The sequence below is a fragment of the Paenibacillus sp. FSL H7-0756 genome (genome assembly GCF_038006765.1).
In the GTDB taxonomy this organism is placed as follows: Bacteria; Bacillota; Bacilli; order Paenibacillales; family Paenibacillaceae; genus Paenibacillus_AQ.
Genome location: NZ_JBBOVT010000001.1, coordinates 3033531 through 3054260 on the forward strand (window position 1 = coordinate 3033531; position 20730 = coordinate 3054260).

The window sequence follows — 20730 nt, forward strand, 5'->3', positions numbered from 1 at the left end:
ACCGGACAAGTCTGAGGCGGCTTGCCCGGCGGTTATATTGAAAAATAAGAATTTTTACTGAAACGGTATTGTCCTTTAAAAGGACGACAAAGCCGTTTCAACTTGCTTCAAATTTTCAGATGCTTGCTCTGAATCCGGTGCAACCGCTCATGAAGTTCAGGATAATAGGATTCATCCTGATACGCTGCAACAAAGATCTGAGCGAAATCTCCGGGCTGTAGCTGCTCAAGATTCTTCTCTAGCATATAGTTGTACCACCAGAGCAGAAAGGTATGGGCGATGTGCTTCTTCTCGGCTGCCAGTACGGCTGCATCCAATCCCTTGTCAAGGAAGTAATTAAGAATATCCAGGTAAGTATTAATGAAGGTCTGGGCGAAGCTGTATCCTCCTGCGACTTTGTCGCTGCTGGCCAGCAGCTTGCGGTGATACACACAATAATCCGGGTTAATCTCCAGAATGGAGAGCTCCAGATGGACCTGAATCAGATTCGAACGAATGAAAAGCTCAGGCGCGGCAATCTCTTCAAATTCCTTCCTGCGCATAATGATTCCCGATAAAAATGTACTGTAGATTGAGACGTGTTCAATATACTTGCTGATTCCTGTTCCCCGGTTCACGGATCCGGTGTTACTAAGGATATCAAGGAAGAGCAGACTGCAGTCCCGGTTCTGTTCGATCAGGTTGCATAAGTCTTCCAGTGAGCCTTGAAGCCAGTAATCCTCGCCGCTATGCAGCTTGATGAATTCTCCCCTGGCATAACCGGCACATTTCAGGATATTGCTGTCTGCCCCTTCGTGCTTGTCATTACGGTAATAGCGGAGGTTGGAATAAATTTCCTGACCCTTCCGCACCAGTTCTTCCGTGTTATCTGTGGAAGCATCATCAGATATAATGACCTCGAAATCTTCCGTTCTGGCATTCTGGCTGTAAATACTCTTCAGGCAAAGATCGAGCTCTTGTTCGCAGTTATAGGCAGGGATACAAATACTTATAAGCGGTTGCGAAACAGTCTCTATAGCGTGACGCTCAGCTTCCTCGCTGGGCGATCCATTAGTCTTCAGCCACTTCCGGGAGTCGGGATCAAATTGCTTGATTACTCTGGCAGGTGTACCCGCAGCTACACAGTAGTCAGGAATTACCGTGCCGGATACAACGACTGACCCCGCGCCTATGACACAGCCCTTACCGATGGATACCTGACCGGCAATGATGGTGTTCGCTCCAATCCAGCTTCCGGAGCCGATGGTCACAGTATGACTCCAGGAGCTCACCCCCTGCTTCATGACGGGCAGATGAATATTCTCATAAGCAGGATTGTGATCGGATATATGCACATTAGTTGATATGGCGACCTGGGCGCCAATAACTAACCGGTTGACTGCGGACAGGCTGCACCGGCGTCCGATCTCGCTTCCGGCACCAATCTGGATGCGCGGTTCGCTGACAATATTATTGTAAGGGAGCGTAAGACAGCAATCTGCCTGCAGCTTGACTTCATTGCCCAGAGCAATTCCGACCGTACCCGACAATTCGCAGGATGGATGAATGCTGCAGCCGCTGCCGAGCCGGTGGAACCGGTGCTGGCCATGGTGTTTGCCGTAGCCGTAATATTCAAGGAAAATGTGCCGGGCCTTCTCAATAGCAGGGGTTCGGTCCGGGATACCGCAGTTATGCAGACACCAGGGCAGAGGCTGCTTGGGAACCCCTACTTCATAGCCGCTGCTGATGAATTCCTGACTGTGTGAAGCGTCATAGAAGTGCCAACCGGTGAACAAATCCTTGCGCCAAGGAAGGTCGTACTGTGTTGCCATCAGCAGTCCGCTGAGTGTCTCCACCGTTTCATATTCGTCCGCTGGCTGCATCAGTTCAAGAGGCTGAAGTGCGCCTGTATGGCTATCAATCACTTTACCGAACTTCTGTGAGGCGTCCTGCCATATACCGGAAGACGGAAGCGTCTTAGCGCCAACGGTTCCTAACATGCCGAGTGACGGATAACGGGAGAACAGCCGGACGATGTCTTCAAGAAAATGGGGATTTAGGATATGGACATCCTGATGAATATACACCTTATACTTGGCATCTGACTGGCGCATGGCCTGATCGTACCCCGCTGCCAGGCCGGAGGCATTCCTGACGATTTGCAGATCTACGGTGAATCCATCCGGTTTGAGTAGTTGCTTAAGATTTTTTTGGCTGCGTTCCGCTAATTCCTCATTATTCACACACATGATAAAACAAATTTTACGTTCATCCATGTCGCTGACATCCTCTCCTTTGTCCTCAGTACCAGGCGTCCCTTTCATTTACCGGACTTCATGGACCCGAAGTTTACACTTGAGATCTCTGCCTGTTCCTAGTCTATATATATTCAGTGAATGGTCAAAGATCATTTTTTTTGGCAATAGCCGTAATTACGGAGCTGATCCGATGTGCCGCCCGGCTTCGGTCATGGTATACCGGCACAGGCAGAACTGCGGATTCAATTGCAATAGTGCATGTTGCCGGGATACCCATGGGTCCAGAAAATTTGTGGCTTGTACAGAATCGGCAGTACGCTCCCAATCCTTTCGGTTCAGAACAACAGGGAGAGGAGGGGACGAATAGGATGATGTAAGCCTGACAAATTCAGATAGTCCCTTCAGCTGTTCAGGCTGTGGAGTGCTGCGGATGAACACGGGCTGAATCAGGATGATCGCACAGTCAGGATGAGTATGCAGCACGTTCAGAAAAGGAAGAAGAGTGTTAGGCATGAAGGAGTCTCCCGGCTCATGCAGCATAATGAATTTCCCGCGCCCCCTATCAGCAGCTTGACTTGCAAGAGAGCCTCCTGCTGCAAGATCTGGGTCGCGGTGATACCGGAAGCTTCGGTACAGTTGTCCATAGTGGTGCCCCACCTCTGCGGTCTCCTCGGACGAAGCATCGTCCAGGACGCAGACCTCGATTAATCCATCATCATCCATCTGTGCATAAATCGACTCCAGACAGCGTCTTAGCTCTACAGCCTGATTCCGTCCGGGTATGCAAATGGATAGCAGTGGTTCCCTGCTTCTGCGTTCCAATACCCTTCGGGCCTCCGCCTCGCTATCTACCCTGATCCACTCTCCGCTGGACGGCTCATAGATGCGGCGAAATTCAGCAGGGTTGCCGGCAACAACACAGTAATCCGGCACATCCCGAAGAACTACGCTGCCTGCACCGACTACACAGCCTTTGCCAATCTTCACAGGGCCCAGAATAGAGGAGTGTGCTCCGATCCATGAGCCTTCACCGATTATTAACGTGTCAGAAGGGTTACCTCCCTTCTCCCAATTTTTCCTGGCGTCATTAATATACACATGCGGACCTGTGATCACATCCGCTTTCAGCTCTACCTTGTTCGTTGCAGTGATCGTCAGGAACCGGCTGCATTCACAGTGGTCTCCGATTAAGATGCGGGGTGAGCCGTCCTTGGAGGGAGAGGGAATCTCCCACCGGTAGCCCTCCCGCACCATTACGCCAGTGCCGATTGCCGTCTGCTCTGGCAACGATAACACACCGTCTGAGGCAATCCTGCAGCCGCGGCCATAACGGTAAAAACGATAGTATAGCGAGGGGGGGATCGTATGCATATGCTCCTCCTTCAATCTTGGTCACAAGATCCTTTGCAGGGGTGTCTGTACTAGCTTATGAACCGGAATGGAATTCATGCGGGCAAATCTGGCCGAATGATCCGGCATGACCGGCATATATATATACGAGAAATCCGGTAAGTCCGGATATTCAGAATCTGCAATAAGGAGGAGAAGACTTGCCGACCATCAGCTTGTGTATGATTGTTCGCAATGAAGAGAAGAGCCTGGGACGATGCCTGTCATCGGTCGCGGATATTATGGATGAGATCATCATCGTGGATACCGGCTCGACAGACCGTACCAAAGAGATAGCGGCTGAATATGGCGCCACAATCTATGATTTCGAGTGGATCGATGATTTCGCAGCCGCCCGCAATTATGCATTCGCCCAAGCAGCCTGTGAGTATATCATGTGGCTGGATGCAGATGATGTCATTGAGGAGATCGACCGGGAGCGGTTCAAGACGCTGAAGGCTACAATGACTTCTGAATATCATGCCGTATCCATGTCTTATATTCTCATAACGGATGAGCATGGGAAGTCGCTCTACAGCTTCAGACGCAACCGTCTGATCAGACGCGACTGCGGGTTCCGGTGGACCGGGGCTGTTCATGAATATATCGAAGTCACACCCCCGGTGCTTGAGAGTGATGTAAGTGTTACACATAAGAAAGACAAGGAATATACGCAGCGTAACCTTGATATCTACCGCAAAATGATAGCTGAAGGCAGGCCGTTCACTGCCAGAGACCGGATCTATTACTCCAATGAACTATACGATCATGGCTTCTATCGTGAGGCGGTGGAGAACTATGAGCGCTTCTTGTCCGAAGGCGAGGGTTGGATAGAGGATAATATTCAGGCCTGCTTGAGGCTGGCAGACGGCCATGGGGCGCTGGGGAACAAGCAGGAGCAGCTCCTGGCCCTGTGCCGTACGTTTGACTACAATCTCCCCCGCCCGGATGTGTGCTGTAGAATAGGCTTTTATTACATGGAATTAGAGCAATACGAACAAGCAGTCTACTGGTTCAAGCTTGCTCCATCTCTCCCTAAGATCAGTGAACCGGGAACGGAGATTTATTCTGCAAGTACGTGGCTTCCGAATCTGCAGCTCTGTGTCTGCTACGATAAGCTGGGTGACCACACCTATGCTGACTTTTGCAATGAAATTTCTTTCGGACACTATCCGGAGAATCCAAGTGCCATATATAACCGGGATTACTATACGAAGTTGCTGGGGGATAAACATGTAGAGGTTAATGTCTACGTCCCTGAAGAACAAAAGGAGTTGGTCCAGTGAAGACTAGTATTATTATTCTCACCCTTAATCAGTTGCCCTTAACGATTCAATGTCTGGAGAGCATCAAGCGAAATACACCCGAGGAGCATGAGATCATTATCGTTGACAACGGCTCTAGTGATGATACGGTGCAATTCCTGAAGGCGCATTATCCTGAACTGAAGCTGATTGAGAATCAGGAGAACCTGGGATTTGCCAAAGGCTGCAATCAGGGAGGAGAGTTGGCGGAAGGCGAAACGATTCTGTTCCTTAACAATGATACCGTAGTTCCTCCCGGATGGCTGGCGCCTATGCTTCATGCATTGAATAGCGATAGCAGTGTAGGTATGGCAGGACCTGTTACGAATTACATTAGCGGACATCAGCTTGTACCAGTAACTTATAGTGAACTCAAGGATATGGAGGCATTCGCGGCAGAGTACTGTGAGTCGAAGCGCGGTCAAGTGCAAGAGGTCAGGCGCCTGATCGGCTTCTGTTTGCTGGTTAAACGCAGTGTTCTGTCTGAGATTGGCTGGTTCGATGAACGGTATGGCCAGGGGAATTATGAAGATGACGATCTATGCCTGCGGGCACTCCAGCATGGCTATAAGCTGCTGGTTGCCTTGGATTCCTTCATTCACCATATCGGTCATGCCAGTATGGGGCAGGATCCTTCCTTCGATCTTACTACACTTCTTCAGCAGAACAAGCAGAAAGCTTTCCGGAAATGGGGGGTGGATATCCATAGCATTATCTACGCTCCACCCGTGGGGGTATGCGCAGGAATTATTGCATCCGGCGACGAGGCTGCACTGGAAGAGACGCTGGCTTCATTTGCAGGGGGAACGGAACAAATGATTGTGTTGAACCCATCCGGCAATGAACGCATTGCACAAACTGCAGCCCGCTATACACGGCAGGTCTACACTGTAAAAGGGGAGCCTGATGTGCGAATGCTGCGGGAATGGATCTGTCATATGGCAACCGAGCCCTATATTCTCTGGCTGCAGGAAGGCGATATCCTCACGGCGGATGAGCGCCGGAGATTCAATGGGCTGAAGCTGTCCTTATTCCATCAATATCAAGTGGTCTCTCTGCGCTGTGGAGAAGGTGCCCGTTATATGATCAGACAGGATAGCGGAAGGCTCTACCCGGAGGATATTGAGCAGCCAAGACAAAGTCCATTCTTCGGAATTATCAGCCAAGCTACCATCAGCACCCGGTTAACAGCCGGAGATCGTGAGACTGCTGCGTCCAGGCAATAGAAATATAAGGCGGCAAAGAACATTATTAACTGGAGGGATATCATGGAACACGATCTGGTAACGGTTGCTATATTAGCTAAGGACAAGGCGCATGTGCTGCCGCTCTATCTGGAACTTATAGAGCGGCAGACCTATCCGGCTTCAAGGATCAAATTGTACATTCGGACCAACAACAACAATGACCGGACCGAAGAGATTCTTAGAGAATGGGTCGAACGGGTGGGCGAGAGATACAATGAGGTGTATCTGAATACCAGCGATGTGGAAGAGCCTGTACAGGACTATGCTCCGCATGAATGGACTTATGAACGCTTAAGAGTAATCGGCAGGCTGCGTCAAGAGTCCATCGAATGGGCTAAATCAAGAAACACCCATTATTTTGTTGCAGATTGCGACAATTTTATTGCTTCAGATACGATGGAGAGCCTGCTATCTACGAATCTTCCAGTTGTCGGGCCACTGCTTGCTGTGGCAGAGGCTCCGCTCAGTCTGTATTCCAACTATCATAATATGGTGCACGAAGATGGTTACTTCAAGAGCAACGATTTGTATTTCTATTACTTGTATCAGAACGTGAAAGGTCTGGTACAGGTTGACGTCATTCATTGCACCTATCTGATGCGTCGTGAAATTCTGGAGCATGTTCGGTATGACGATGGCACCGACCGCTATGAATATGTCATCATGAGCGACGGCTTGAGAAAAGCGGGAATACCTCAATATCTGGATACTCGTACAAAGAACGGAAAGTTGACCTTTTGCGATACCGAAGAGCAATTCAATGCAGTCAATCTTACTGCAGACGACTTCCAGTAAAGGAAGGGAGGAATGAACCATGAAGCTGGTGCTTCTATCCGGCGGTTCCGGCACACGGCTATGGCCGCTCTCCAGCAGTATCCGGAGCAAGCAGTTCCTTCAGGTGCTGCCTGCTCCGGGAGGCGGACGAGAGTCCATGCTTCAGCGGATCTGGCGGCAGTTATCAGCTGCGGGACTCGGTCATGAAGTCTATATTGCAACGTCAAGCGGACAAGAGACGCTAATCCGCAAGCAGCTCCGAACGGCTCCGAAGGTCATCATTGAACCACGGCGCAGAGATACCTTTCCGGCAGTGAGCCTCGCTTCGGCCTATCTATACTCGGTGGAGAAGATTTCCCCGGAGGAGACGGTCATTGTGCTGCCCGTGGATGCTTACGTGAACGACGATTTCTTCTTCAAGTTGACAGAGCTCGATCAGGCACTCCGGCAATCCGGTGCGGAAATCGCCTTGCTTGGAGCAAAGCCGGATGGTCCGTCAGGAAAATACGGGTATATTGTTCCGGCTCTTCCCACCGCTGCTACACCAGGGAAGCTGGAAAATCCGGCCTATGTACAGGTCGATTGCTTCGTGGAGAAGCCAGACAGGCAGGAGGCAGAGGCACTGCTAGAGCAGCAGGCGATGTGGAATTGCGGCATCTTCGCATTCCGGCTAAGAGACCAGCTCAATCGGCTGGAAGCAGCTGGCTTCCCGATGGATTATGCAGAGCTGCAGAGGCAATACCATCGCCTTCCCAAGAGCAGCTTCGATGTGGAGGTGCTGGAAGGCAACAGCCGTCTGATCTGTGTTCCCTATCACGACGGATGGAAGGACTTGGGGACCTGGAACACGCTCTCTGAAGAATTGGCCTCCTCGGTTCTGGGATGGGGCCACATCAGTGCGGACTCCTTGAATTGCCAGATTGTCAACGAGCTGGATGTTCCGGTCATACTTGTCGGGCTGGATGATGTGATCGTAGCGGCGGGTCCCGGGGGCATTCTGGTTGCCCGTAAAGATGCTGCAGATCATCTGAAGCATTTGCTTCCAGCGTCGGACCATGAAAAACGGAAGGAATACATTCCCGGCGATTGATGCCGATAACGCCCAAGGATTTCATATTTAGATTGTCCGACTTTATCCGACAATGTTCTATGCGGGCAGAAACCGTCATAAGGTTAAGAGGTGATGTCAATCAATGTGTATAATCACCTGACCGGATTCGTCCGCATAGTCCGGTAAATCCATTATGGAAGGAGGCAGTCCCGTTATGGCAGAACACAGCGAGGGCGAGCGTCCCACTGATCTCCCTGTGCATGATCGTCAAAGATGAAGAACCCTGGATCGCGCGCTGCCTGTCGAGTGTGCGCGAAGGGGTAGATGAGATCATTGTCGTGGATACAGGCTCCCGTGACAGGACGATGGACATTGCCTGCGGCTTCGGCGCAACCATTCTTCAATTTCCCTGGAAGGAGAGCTTCGCGGAAGCCCGCAATTATAGCCTCCGTCATGCAACAGGGGAATGGATACTGTGGATGGATGCAGATGAAGAGCTCGCTGTGAATGATGCGCTGAAGCTTCGAATGGTGAGCACTCTTCAGGAACACAAGCTGGCCTCTGTGGAAACGATCCATTTCAATGGTCCGTTCCGGCCTCAGGCAGATGAAGCTTACCGGCTGTCCCAGTGCCGTCTGTTCCGTAACGGAGAGGGAGTTCACTTCACTGGGGGCATTCATGAACAATTAAGTTGGCCCGAGACGTATACCCGGGAAGATACCAGCACTCCGTTCCAGCTTCCGGTCCGGCTGTTCCATTATGGCTATCTGCAATCCGTAACGTCCCTGAAGTCCAAACATGAACGCAATCTGAAGCTGCTGCAGGAGGCCGTGACAGATAATCCGAACCCCGATCCGTGGAGTCTTTACCATATAGCAAGTGAATATCAGCGGGTGGGGAAGTATGCACTGGCCTTCCAGCAGGTTAATCTGGCCATTGCCGCTTCGCTGGGGCAGACAAGATTGCCGCCGTCGCTTTTTTACAAGCTCAAGTATGGCTGTCTGGTGGCGATGGGCAGCTTCAAGGAAGGTTGGCCCGGCATTGACAAGGCCATCAGCCTCTACCCGGATTATGTGGACCTGCATCTGTATAAGGGCTGCATTCTAATGCATATCGGCCAGGTAGAGGCTGCGATCTCCGCTTTCGAGCATTGTCTGACGCTTGGAGAGAATGCTCTTCATTATATGGTTCTCAAAGGTGCGGGAACCTTCTACCCCTGCTATTATATCGGGAATTGTTATGAGCTGCGCGGTATGTCCGGTGAAGCCGGCATCTGGTACCGCAGGGCGCTGGAGTATTCCCCTTCATTCACAGAAGCGGCGGAGAAGCTATCGCAACTGGAAGAAGAATTACGGGCGGTGGGAGATGTTACTTCGGGTAACTGTAGTATTTCTTCACTTTCTCCGCAGAAAAGCTCCCTTCGTTGCAACACAACTCCGGAGAATTCCTGGTCTGTAATCACATTGCTATGCAAGGAAGATGGTCCGTTCTCGGCTGTGCGGAAGTGGGCAGCCAACTGGCAGCCGTTCGCAGATCAGTGGATTGTGATCGACGCTGGAATAGAAGAGGACGCTAATAAGCTTGCTGGTGAATTGGGGGCGACGGTTCTTACTCTCCCCTCTGAGGAAGAACCGTCTAAGCTCTGGGCGAGGATAGAAGAGCTATTGACATCCCCTTATGTACTTTGGCTGAATCCCTACGAGGAACTGGATGGAGAGGACTGGGAAGCATTAGCTGCAATGAAGAGTTCACAAGCCAGTCTGCATTCTATGCTGTCTCTTAATCTATGCTTACAAGAAGGTGAAGTAGAACAGGCATACTGGAAGGTTAAGAGAAATCGTCTGGCAGCACAGGAGACGATTCTTGGGTGTAATCCAATCAGCGGAGAGTTTATCGCGTTCCCTGAAAGCTTCAAGGAGAACAGCGAGATTGCCCTTGTGCTTCGGAAGCCTTCAAGAATAGAAGAAAATTGAAATTAAGTGCTGAAAGGGGATAAATAATCATGCCAGTAGGACCAACAGGAACAACTGGACCGACAGGACCAACGGGAACAACGGGGCCAAAGGGCAATCCAGGGACCGGGGGAGTAAGAGGGGGTCCAGGTACTCGAGGGTTGCCTGGTGCACCAGGAACAACAGGTCCGACAGGATATACGGGTCTGACAGGAGTTACGGGAACGACGGGAGCAGGCAACACAGGGAATACGGGATTAACGGGCATGACAGGGGTGACGGGAACGACGGGAGCAAGTACCCCGGGGAATACGGGATTAACAGGGATGACGGGAGTAACCGGAACAACGGGAGCAGGCAGTACGGGATTCACGGGCATGACAGGGGTGACGGGAACAACGGGAGCAGGCAGTACGGGATTCACGGGCATGACAGGGGTCACGGGAACGACGGGTGCAGGCAGTACGGGATTAACGGGTATGACAGGAGTCACGGGAACAACAGGAGCAGGGTTTACTGGACATACAGGGTTAACGGGACACACAGGACATACTGGTCTTACAGGGGTCACGGGGCTTACAGGAATTACAGGTATGACAGGTATGACTGGAATTACAGGATCAATCACTTCTATTTTCGGAACATATGTAATCAATGGAGACACGTATGGTGATAATCCTGATACTCCTATCGGATATTTCAACGCGCAACATGTTGATCCGGAAAATTCGATTACGCTTGGCCCTGACCCTAGTGATAACAATACATTTACTTTGCCTGGAGGGCATTTCTACCATATCTCATTCAACATTAATGTTGCCTATACGAGTAGTGCTGCACCGGCGATTGGAGTAGCACTAAGTTACGATGATCCTAGCAGCTATTCTGTTGATTCTTTTAATTATTATGTTGGAGTTGAGGTGCCTGATACAACTAATCCTGTGAGTCCAGTGTCTGCAGTGTTGCTTGTAGATACCAGTGGTTACGGAAATGTATATATGCAGTTATGGCTTCTTGGAGCTGGTACTAATGTAACAGCGGATATTCCAAATGCCCCGGCCGGTGGTAATATTTGGGGTCAAGTAACTATTTTTGCCTTGAACTAATTATAAAAATCTACTCCCGCTCAATTAAATAAAATTAAGAAACGGATACCTTCCTTGTCTGAGGATGAGTACCCGTTTCTTAATTTCTTGATAAAAATGGATAATATTAGGTTTTTTGTGAATTGCATTTCCGTAACAGCGAGGAGTTGACAACTAATGGGTACAGGACCAACAGGAACAACCGGGGCTACAGGGCCTACAGGTACAACTGGCGCTAGAGGGAATCAGGGTAGTAGAGGTAACGTGGGATTTTCAGGAGGTACCGGATCGACTGGACTAACGGGAGCAACGGGGCTCACTGGTGAAACGGGAGTAACGGGACTGACAGGAGTGACCGGAGCAACAGGGCTCACGGGTGAGACGGGAGCGACAGGGCTTACGGGAGAGACTGGAGCAACAGGGCTGACGGGAGAAACCGGGGCAACAGGGCTGACCGGGGAAACGGGAGCAACAGGGCTGACCGGGGAAACGGGAGCAACAGGGCTGACCGGGGAAACGGGAGCAACAGGGCTGACCGGAGAGACCGGAGCCACGGGTCTGACGGGAGAGACTGGAGCGACAGGGCTGACCGGAGAAACCGGAGCGACGGGACTGACTGGAGAGACCGGAGCCACAGGACTGACAGGAGAGACTGGAGCAACAGGACTCACGGGAGAGACTGGGGCAACAGGTCTGACAGGAGAGACAGGGCTGACGGGAGAGACGGGAGCCACAGGGCTGACCGGGGAAACTGGAGCGACAGGTCTGACGGGAGAGACCGGAGCGACGGGGCTGACCGGGGAAACGGGAGCAACAGGTCTGACCGGAGAGACCGGAGCCACGGGTCTGACGGGAGAGACTGGAGCGACAGGGCTGACCGGAGAGACTGGAGCAACAGGACTCACGGGAGAGACTGGGGCAACAGGTCTGACAGGAGAGACAGGGCTGACGGGAGAGACGGGAGCCACAGGGCTGACCGGGGAAACTGGAGAGACAGGTCTGACGGGAGAGACCGGAGCGACGGGGCTGACCGGAGAGACCGGAGCAACGGGTCTGACTGGAGAGACTGGAGCAACGGGGCTGACCGGTGAAACGGGAGCAACAGGACTCACGGGAGAGACGGGAGCAACGGGGCTGACCGGGGAAACGGGCGCAACAGGACTGACCGGAGAGACGGGGCTCACGGGTGAAACGGGATCGACGGGGCTGACGGGAGAGACCGGGGCAACGGGACTCACGGGAGAGACCGGAGCCACAGGACTGACCGGGGAAACGGGAGCCACAGGACTCACGGGAGAGACTGGGGCAACGGGTCTGACTGGTGAGACGGGAGCAACAGGACTCACGGGAGAAACCGGAGCCACAGGACTCACGGGAGAGACTGGGGCAACAGGGCTGACGGGAGAGACCGGAGCCACAGGACTGACCGGAGCGACGGGGCTGACGGGAGAGACCGGGGCAACAGGCCTGACCGGAGAGACTGGAGCAACAGGTCTCACGGGAGAGACCGGAGCCACAGGGCTGACCGGGGAAACGGGAGCCACAGGTCTGACGGGAGAGACTGGAGCCACGGGGCTGACGGGAGAGACCGGAGCGACGGGTCTGACCGGAGAGACGGGAGCGACGGGACTCACGGGTGAGACGGGAGCGACGGGTCTGACGGGTGAGACGGGAGCGACAGGGCTCACCGGAGAGACTGGAGCAACGGGGCTGACAGGAGAGACCGGAGCAACGGGACTGACGGGAGAGACTGGAGCCACGGGACTTACGGGAGAAACCGGAGCGACGGGTCTGACCGGAGAGACGGGAGCAACAGGGCTCACGGGAGAGACGGGAGCGACAGGGCTGACCGGAGAGACTGGAGCTACGGGTCTGACGGGAGAGACCGGAGCAACGGGGCTGACCGGAGAAACCGGAGCGACGGGGCTTACGGGTGAGACGGGAGCAACAGGGCTCACGGGAGAGACTGGAGCAACAGGTCTGACAGGAGAAACGGGCGCAACAGGGCTGACAGGAGAGACGGGAGCAACAGGGCTCACGGGAGAAACGGGAGCGACAGGGCTGACCGGAGAAACCGGAGCGACGGGGCTCACGGGAGAGACCGGAGAGACGGGAGCAACAGGGCTCACGGGAGAAACGGGAGCGACGGGTCTGACCGGAGAGACTGGAGCTACGGGTCTGACGGGAGAGACCGGAGCAACGGGGCTGACCGGAGAAACCGGAGCGACGGGGCTTACGGGTGAGACGGGAGCAACAGGGCTCACGGGAGAGACTGGAGCAACAGGTCTGACAGGAGAAACGGGCGCAACAGGGCTGACAGGAGAGACGGGAGCAACAGGGCTCACGGGAGAAACGGGAGCGACAGGGCTGACCGGAGAAACCGGAGCGACGGGGCTCACGGGAGAGACCGGAGAGACGGGAGCAACAGGGCTCACGGGAGAAACGGGAGCGACGGGTCTGACCGGAGAGACCGGAGCGACGGGTCTGACGGGAGAGACCGGAGCGACGGGGCTTACGGGAGAAACGGGAGCGACGGGGCTCACGGGTGAAACCGGAGCGACAGGGCTGACGGGCGAAACGGGAGCGACAGGGCTGACAGGAGAGACGGGAGCAACGGGACTTACGGGAGAGACGGGAGCAACAGGATTCACGGGTGAGACTGGGGCAACAGGGCTCACGGGTGAGACTGGGGCAACAGGGCTCACGGGTGAAACCGGAGCGACGGGACTCACCGGAGAGACTGGAGCGACGGGTCTGACAGGAGAGACCGGAGCAACAGGTCTGACCGGAGAGACTGGAGCAACAGGGCTCACGGGAGAGACCGGAGCGACAGGGCTAACCGGAGAGACGGGAGCGACAGGACTCACGGGTGAGACGGGAGCGACAGGGCTGACCGGAGAGACGGGAGCAACAGGGCTCACGGGAGAAACGGGAGCGACGGGTCTGACCGGAGAAACGGGAGCGACGGGTCTGACCGGAGAGACCGGAGCGACAGGGCTGACCGGAGAAACGGGAGCGACGGGTCTGACCGGAGAAACGGGAGCGACAGGACTCACCGGTGAAACGGGAGCCACGGGTCTGACGGGAGAGACTGGAGCGACGGGTCTGACCGGAGAGACGGGAGCAACAGGGCTCACGGGAGAGACGGGAGCGACAGGACTCACGGGAGAGACTGGAGCAACAGGGCTCACGGGAGAAACCGGAGCCACGGGTCTGACAGGAGAGACTGGAGCTACGGGGCTTACGGGAGAAACCGGAGCAACAGGGCTCACGGGAGAGACGGGAGCGACAGGACTCACGGGAGAGACTGGAGCAACAGGGCTCACGGGAGAAACGGGAGCGACAGGGCTCACCGGAGAGACCGGAGCGACGGGTCTGACGGGAGAGACCGGAGCGACGGGTCTGACGGGAGAGACCGGAGCGACGGGGCTTACGGGAGAAACGGGAGCGACGGGGCTCACGGGTGAAACCGGAGCGACAGGGCTGACGGGCGAAACGGGAGCGACAGGGCTGACAGGAGAGACGGGAGCAACGGGACTTACGGGAGAGACGGGAGCAACAGGACTCACGGGTGAGACTGGGGCAACAGGGCTCACGGGTGAAACCGGAGCGACGGGGCTGACCGGAGAGACTGGAGCGACAGGGCTGACCGGAGAAACCGGAGCGACGGGGCTTACGGGAGAGACGGGAGCAACAGGGCTCACGGGAGAGACGGGAGCAACAGGGCTCACTGGAGAGACTGGAGCGACGGGTCTGACGGGAGAGACCGGAGCGACGGGGCTGACGGGAGAGACGGGAGCGACGGGTCTGACGGGAGAGACTGGAGCAACGGGTCTCACAGGTGAGACGGGAGCAACAGGGCTGACTGGGGAAACGGGAGCAACAGGGCTGACTGGTGAGACGGGAGCGACGGGTCTGACAGGAGAGACCGGAGCAACAGGTCTGACCGGAGAGACTGGAGCAACAGGGCTCACAGGAGAGACGGGAGCAACGGGACTCACCGGAGAGACTGGGGCTACGGGACTCACGGGAGAGACTGGAGCAACAGGCCTCACGGGAGAAACGGGCGCAACAGGGCTGACGGGTGAAACCGGAGCAACGGGTCTGACTGGAGAGACGGGAGCAACGGGGCTGACCGGTGAAACGGGAGCAACGGGACTCACCGGAGAGACCGGAGCGACGGGGCTCACAGGTGAGACGGGAGCAACGGGGCTGACCGGAGAGACGGGAGCAACGGGGCTGACGGGAGAAACCGGAGTGACAGGGCTGACCGGGGAAACGGGCGCAACAGGGCTGACGGGTGAAACCGGAGCAACGGGTCTGACTGGAGAGACGGGAGCAACGGGTCTGACCGGAGAGACCGGAGCGACAGGGCTCACGGGAGAGACGGGAGCAACGGGTCTGACCGGAGAGACCGGAGCGACAGGGCTGACCGGAGAAACCGGAGCAACAGGGCTCACGGGAGAGACGGGAGCAACAGGGCTCACGGGGGAGACGGGAGCAACAGGGCTCACTGGAGAGACTGGAGCGACAGGGCTGACCGGAGAGACTGGAGCGACGGGACTTACGGGAGAAACCGGAGCAACAGGGCTCACGGGAGAGACTGGAGCAACAGGTCTGACAGGAGAGACTGGAGCAACAGGTCTGACGGGAGAGACCGGAGCGACGGGTCTGACGGGAGAGACCGGAGCGACGGGGCTGACGGGAGAGACCGGAGCGACGGGTCTGACGGGAGAGACCGGAGCAACGGGACTTACGGGAGAAACCGGAGCAACAGGTCTGACAGGAGAAACGGGCGCAACAGGGCTCACGGGAGAGACGGGAGCGACAGGGCTCACGGGAGAGACTGGAGCGACAGGGCTCACGGGAGAAACTGGAGCGACGGGTCTGACGGGAGAGACTGGAGCGACAGGACTGACGGGAGAGACTGGAGCAACGGGACTCACAGGCGAAACGGGCGCAACGGGTCTGACGGGAGAGACGGGCGCAACAGGACTGACAGGAGAGACGGGAGCAACAGGGCTCACGGGAGAGACCGGAGCGACAGGGCTGACCGGAGAAACCGGAGCGACTGGGCTTACGGGTGAGACGGGAGCGACAGGGCTGACCGGAGAAACCGGAGCGACGGGGCTCACGGGAGAGACCGGAGCGACAGGGCTTACGGGTGAGACGGGAGCGACAGGGCTCACGGGAGAGACGGGAGCGACAGGGCTGACCGGAGAGACTGGAGCGACGGGGCTCACGGGAGAAACGGGAGCGACGGGGCTCACGGGAGAAACTGGAGCGACGGGTCTGACGGGAGAGACTGGAGCCACGGGTCTGACGGGAGAGACCGGAGCCACGGGACTGACGGGAGAAACTGGAGCGACAGGGCTGACTGGAGAGACGGGAGCAACAGGGCTCACGGGAGAAACGGGAGCGACGGGTCTGACCGGAGAGACGGGAGCGACAGGACTCACCGGTGAAACGGGAGCGACGGGTCTGACGGGAGGGACCGGAGCGACGGGTCTGACGGGAGAGACTGGAGCCACGGGTCTGACCGGAGAGACGGGAGCGACAGGACTGACAGGCGAAACGGGCGCAACAGGACTGACAGGAGAGACGGGAGCCACGGGTCTGACCGGAGAGACCGGAGCGACAGGACTGACCGGAGAAACCGGAGCGACGGGGCTGACTGGAGAGACGGGAGCAACAGGGCTCACGGGAGAGACTGGAGCGACAGGGCTGACCGGAGAGACTGGAGCGACAGGACTGACAGGCGAAACGGGCGCAACAGGGCTGACAGGAGAGACGGGCGCAACAGGGCTGACAGGAGAGACGGGCGCAACAGGACTGACAGGAGAGACGGGAGCAACAGGGCTCACGGGAGAGACCGGAGCGACAGGGCTGACCGGAGAAACCGGAGCGACGGGGCTTACGGGTGAGACGGGAGCGACAGGGCTGACCGGAGAGACTGGAGCGACGGGGCTCACGGGAGAAACGGGAGCGACGGGTCTGACCGGAGAGACTGGAGCGACGGGTCTGACGGGAGAGACCGGAGCTACGGGACTGACGGGAGAAACTGGAGCGACAGGGCTGACGGGAGAGACGGGAGCAACAGGGCTCACGGGAGAAACGGGAGCAACAGGGCTCACGGGAGAAACGGGAGCGACGGGTCTGACGGGTCTGACGGGAGAGACTGGAGCGACGGGACTGACGGGAGAGACGGGAGCGACGGGGCTCACGGGTGAAACCGGAGCGACAGGGCTGACGGGCGAAACGGGAGCAACAGGTCTGACCGGAGAGACTGGAGCAACAGGGCTCACGGGAGAGACTGGAGCAACAGGGCTCACGGGAGAGACCGGAGCGACAGGGCTAACCGGAGAGACTGGAGCGACAGGACTCACGGGTGAGACGGGAGCCACGGGACTCACAGGTGAGACGGGAGCAACGGGACTGACCGGAGAAACTGGAGCGACAGGGCTCACAGGAGAGACGGGAGCAACGGGACTCACCGGAGAGACCGGGGCAACAGGTCTCACGGGAGAAACCGGAGCGACAGGTCTGACCGGAGAGACTGGAGCAACGGGTCTCACAGGTGAGACGGGAGCAACAGGGCTGACTGGGGAAACGGGAGCAACAGGGCTGACTGGTGAGACGGGAGCGACGGGTCTGACAGGAGAGACCGGAGCAACAGGTCTGACCGGAGAGACTGGAGCAACAGGGCTCACGGGAGAGACTGGAGCAACAGGGCTCACGGGAGAGACCGGAGCGACAGGGCTAACCGGAGAGACGGGAGCGACAGGACTCACGGGTGAGACGGGAGCCACGGGACTCACAGGTGAGACGGGAGCAACGGGACTGACCGGAGAAACTGGAGCGACAGGGCTCACAGGAGAGACGGGAGCAACGGGACTCACCGGAGAGACCGGAGCAACAGGTCTCACGGGAGAAACCGGAGCAACAGGTCTGACTGGAGAGACTGGAGCGACAGGACTGACCGGAGAAACGGGAGCCACGGGAGCGACAGGGCTTACAGGAGAGACCGGAGCAACGGGACTCACCGGAGAGACCGGAGCGACGGGGCTCACAGGTGAGACGGGAGCGACGGGTCTGACAGGAGAGACCGGAGCAACGGGTCTGACAGGAGAGACCGGAGCCACAGGTCTGACTGGTGAGACGGGAGCAACAGGGCTGACGGGAGAGACCGGAGCGACAGGACTGACAGGTGAAACGGGAGCGACGGGTCTGACAGGAGAGACCGGAGCGACGGGGCTGACCGGAGAAACGGGAGCGACAGGTCTGACAGGAGAAACTGGAGCCACAGGTCTGACTGGTGAGACGGGAGCAACAGGACTCACGGGAGAAACCGGAGCGACAGGACTCACGGGAGAAACTGGAGCAACAGGTCTGACCGGAGAGACTGGAGCGACGGGACTCACAGGAGAGACCGGAGCAACAGGTCTGACTGGTGAAACTGGAGCGACGGGACTGACAGGTGGGACGGGTGCGACGGGTCTTACAGGTACGACTGGTCCACCAGGGCTTACTGGTACAGTTATAGGCCAAACAGGGTTAACAGGTCCGACAGGTCAAACAGGAACAACTGGCCCAACGGGAACAACGGGTGCAAGAGGTCCTCAAGGCAGCGGAGGAATACGAGGAGGTTCAGGTAGACCGGGGGATACAGGGCAGACAGGTGTGACAGGTCTGACCGGAGCGACGGGACTTACGGGGGAAACGGGAGCAACAGGTCAGACAGGAGTGACTGGAGTAACCGGTGTCACCGGTGTTACAGGAGTAACAGGACTCACTGGGTTAACGGGAGCAACAGGTCAGACGGGAGCGACTGGTGTTTTATCCGAGAGCTACGCTCAGTTTTTGTACTATGGAGCGGGTATTGAAGCAACAAGTGATCATTTCCCGATCCCGAACTTTACTATAGATTTACAATCCACTACTGGGAATTCTATAGGACCACAATCTGATGATACAGATGTGTTCACGGTAGAGCCCGGAAGCTACTTGATTCTGTATCAAGCTAATGTTAAATCCACTGATACCAAAGCAGCCGGTCTGGAATTGATTGTTAATGGTGCATTTGACAATGTAACACAAGTTTTCGCTTCAATAAATACGGTTGCCACTTATCTGTATGGAACTCATATTTTAGCGACTTTTGTGCCGGCGACGATTCAACTGGCACTTATGTACGAAGGCACTTCTGTAACTACTAATATTATTGGAGTACAAGAAGGCGGGTTCTACGTAGCTAAAGTTACCATAGTCCAGTTGTTATGATCTTTTTATAAATTGTGATCATTAATTTTTTGCCTCCCATGAAGACCAGCCTGCTGCAGGCTGGTCTTCATGCATGTGTATGTGTAGAGCAAAAAAAGATTGTTTTTTCTTACATAGTCAGGACGAATTGCTGAACCAATCATTCAAAGCGGCATATGATGGACTATTCTAATCAAGGAAGGAGAGGATTGATTTGTCTCAAGCTAATCTGCCTAACATTACACCTACCATTACACTCACCCGTAGCGATGCCATCAACATGATGATGGCAGCCATCGCCATGGAAGAGTTAGGGCTTAGCCATGTAATTAATGCAGAAGGGGAGAAGATGCAATACGCGCTTGGCACTCTTCCTGGAGTAACTGCTCCGGTGGTGAATATCTCTAATATTCAGGATATCACTGATAGTATCCGTAGTATGCTGGGGGAAACGGTCAAAAGCGCCTGGCTGCAGACCAGCCAGTTAGAGAGTCTGCTTGCCGCACCGGTTGATTATGGCGGTACTGGAGCCACAGGCGTAACAGGACCAGACGAGGGACCGATAGGTCCACGAGGACTGCCGGGTCCAGCAGGCGAGACTGGAGACGATGGTCCAACCGGCTTCACTGGAATTAGTGGTATTACGGGCATAACAGGAGTTACAGGAGAGACGGGAGCAACTGGCCTCACAGGCCTGACTGGAGTGACAGGGGTAACGGGTGTTACCGGGCAAACCGGAGAGACGGGAGCAACTGGCCTCACGGGCCTGACTGGAGTTACAGGGGTAACTGGTATGACAGGGCAAACCGGAGAGGCAGGATTGACTGGCCTCACAGGTCTGACTGGAGTTACAGGGGTAACTGGTGTTACAGGGCAAACCGGAGAGACAGGATTAACTGGCCTCACGGGTCTAACTGGAGTGACCGGATTGACTGGAATGACCGGAGCAACCGGGGGTACAGGAGAGCCTGCTCATGACCGGTGGTTGGCTTATTTCAATGGTGCTGAAGCAGGTCCGATAGGAGCACGTGGTCCAATACTCTTTAATGATAATGGTTATTTCACTGGAACAGCTATCTCCATCAACCCAGGTGGCGGTTACTTTCTGCAGAATAACGGTGCTGGAGCTAGTCTGGAACCGGCCACATACTATGTTCATTATGCAGTAAATGCTATTGCTGCGACAGGGGCAAGTATGAGCATTGCCCTTGCTCTTAACGGTGTCACGATTCCAGCAAGTGAAGCGATATCCAATAATTCGGTGCCTGTTGGAGCTACTTCAAATCTGGCAGTGGGGGGCAGTATTTTTCCGACCGTTACTGCTTCCACAGTTAATTCTCTACTCTTGTTTAATGCTGGTCCCGCTGAAATTAGCGATATTACAGGCTCGATATCCATTATTAAATTGCTCTAACCCAACCTAAAATAGAGG

The 20730-nt window shown here is 55.6% G+C and carries 10 protein-coding genes; 8 read left to right on the forward strand and 2 right to left on the reverse strand.

Annotation, left to right across the window (positions count from 1 at the left end):
- Positions 1–107 precede the first annotated feature (107 nt).
- Complete coding sequence (locus tag NST04_RS13345) at positions 108–2255, reverse strand: glycosyltransferase (protein WP_341184628.1); 2148 nt, start codon at positions 2253–2255, stop codon at positions 108–110.
- 156 nt (positions 2256–2411) lie between these two features.
- The gene (locus NST04_RS13350) at positions 2412–3608 is read right to left on the reverse strand and encodes a glycosyltransferase (RefSeq protein WP_341184629.1); all 1197 of its coding nucleotides are present in this window, start codon (positions 3606–3608) and stop codon (positions 2412–2414) included.
- Positions 3609–3787: 179 nt separating this feature from the next.
- Here NST04_RS13350 and NST04_RS13355 point away from each other — a divergent pair, with 179 nt between their 5' ends.
- The 8 genes from NST04_RS13355 (at position 3788) to NST04_RS13390 (ending at position 20712) form a co-directional block, all read left to right on the forward strand.
- The gene (locus NST04_RS13355) at positions 3788–4912 is read left to right on the forward strand and encodes a glycosyltransferase family 2 protein (protein WP_341184630.1); all 1125 of its coding nucleotides are present in this window, start codon (positions 3788–3790) and stop codon (positions 4910–4912) included.
- Positions 4909–6156, forward strand: coding sequence for a glycosyltransferase family 2 protein (locus tag NST04_RS13360; protein ID WP_341184631.1), 1248 nt, complete (start codon positions 4909–4911; stop codon positions 6154–6156). The genes NST04_RS13355 and NST04_RS13360 overlap by 4 nt, the downstream gene beginning before the upstream one ends.
- Before the next feature lie 42 nt (positions 6157–6198).
- A complete protein-coding gene (locus tag NST04_RS13365) occupies positions 6199–6972 on the forward strand; it encodes a hypothetical protein (protein WP_341184632.1) in 774 nt (257 codons plus the stop codon).
- A gap of 19 nt (positions 6973–6991) precedes the next feature.
- Positions 6992–8041: a sugar phosphate nucleotidyltransferase gene (locus NST04_RS13370; protein WP_341184633.1), complete on the forward strand. Its 1050-nt coding sequence runs from the start codon at positions 6992–6994 to the stop codon at positions 8039–8041.
- 221 nt (positions 8042–8262) lie between these two features.
- A complete protein-coding gene (locus NST04_RS13375; RefSeq protein WP_341184634.1) occupies positions 8263–9975 on the forward strand; it encodes a glycosyltransferase in 1713 nt (570 codons plus the stop codon).
- A gap of 458 nt (positions 9976–10433) precedes the next feature.
- Complete coding sequence (locus NST04_RS34005) at positions 10434–11060, forward strand: hypothetical protein (RefSeq protein ID WP_445667889.1); 627 nt, start codon at positions 10434–10436, stop codon at positions 11058–11060.
- A 243-nt stretch (positions 11061–11303) separates the two neighbouring features.
- Positions 11304–19319, forward strand: a complete 8016-nt coding sequence (locus NST04_RS13385; RefSeq protein ID WP_445667890.1) for a hypothetical protein — start codon at positions 11304–11306, stop codon at positions 19317–19319.
- 193 nt (positions 19320–19512) lie between these two features.
- Entirely contained in the window at positions 19513–20712 is a 1200-nt protein-coding gene (locus tag NST04_RS13390; protein WP_341184636.1) for a collagen-like triple helix repeat-containing protein, read from the forward strand.
- Positions 20713–20730: the final 18 nt, after the last annotated feature.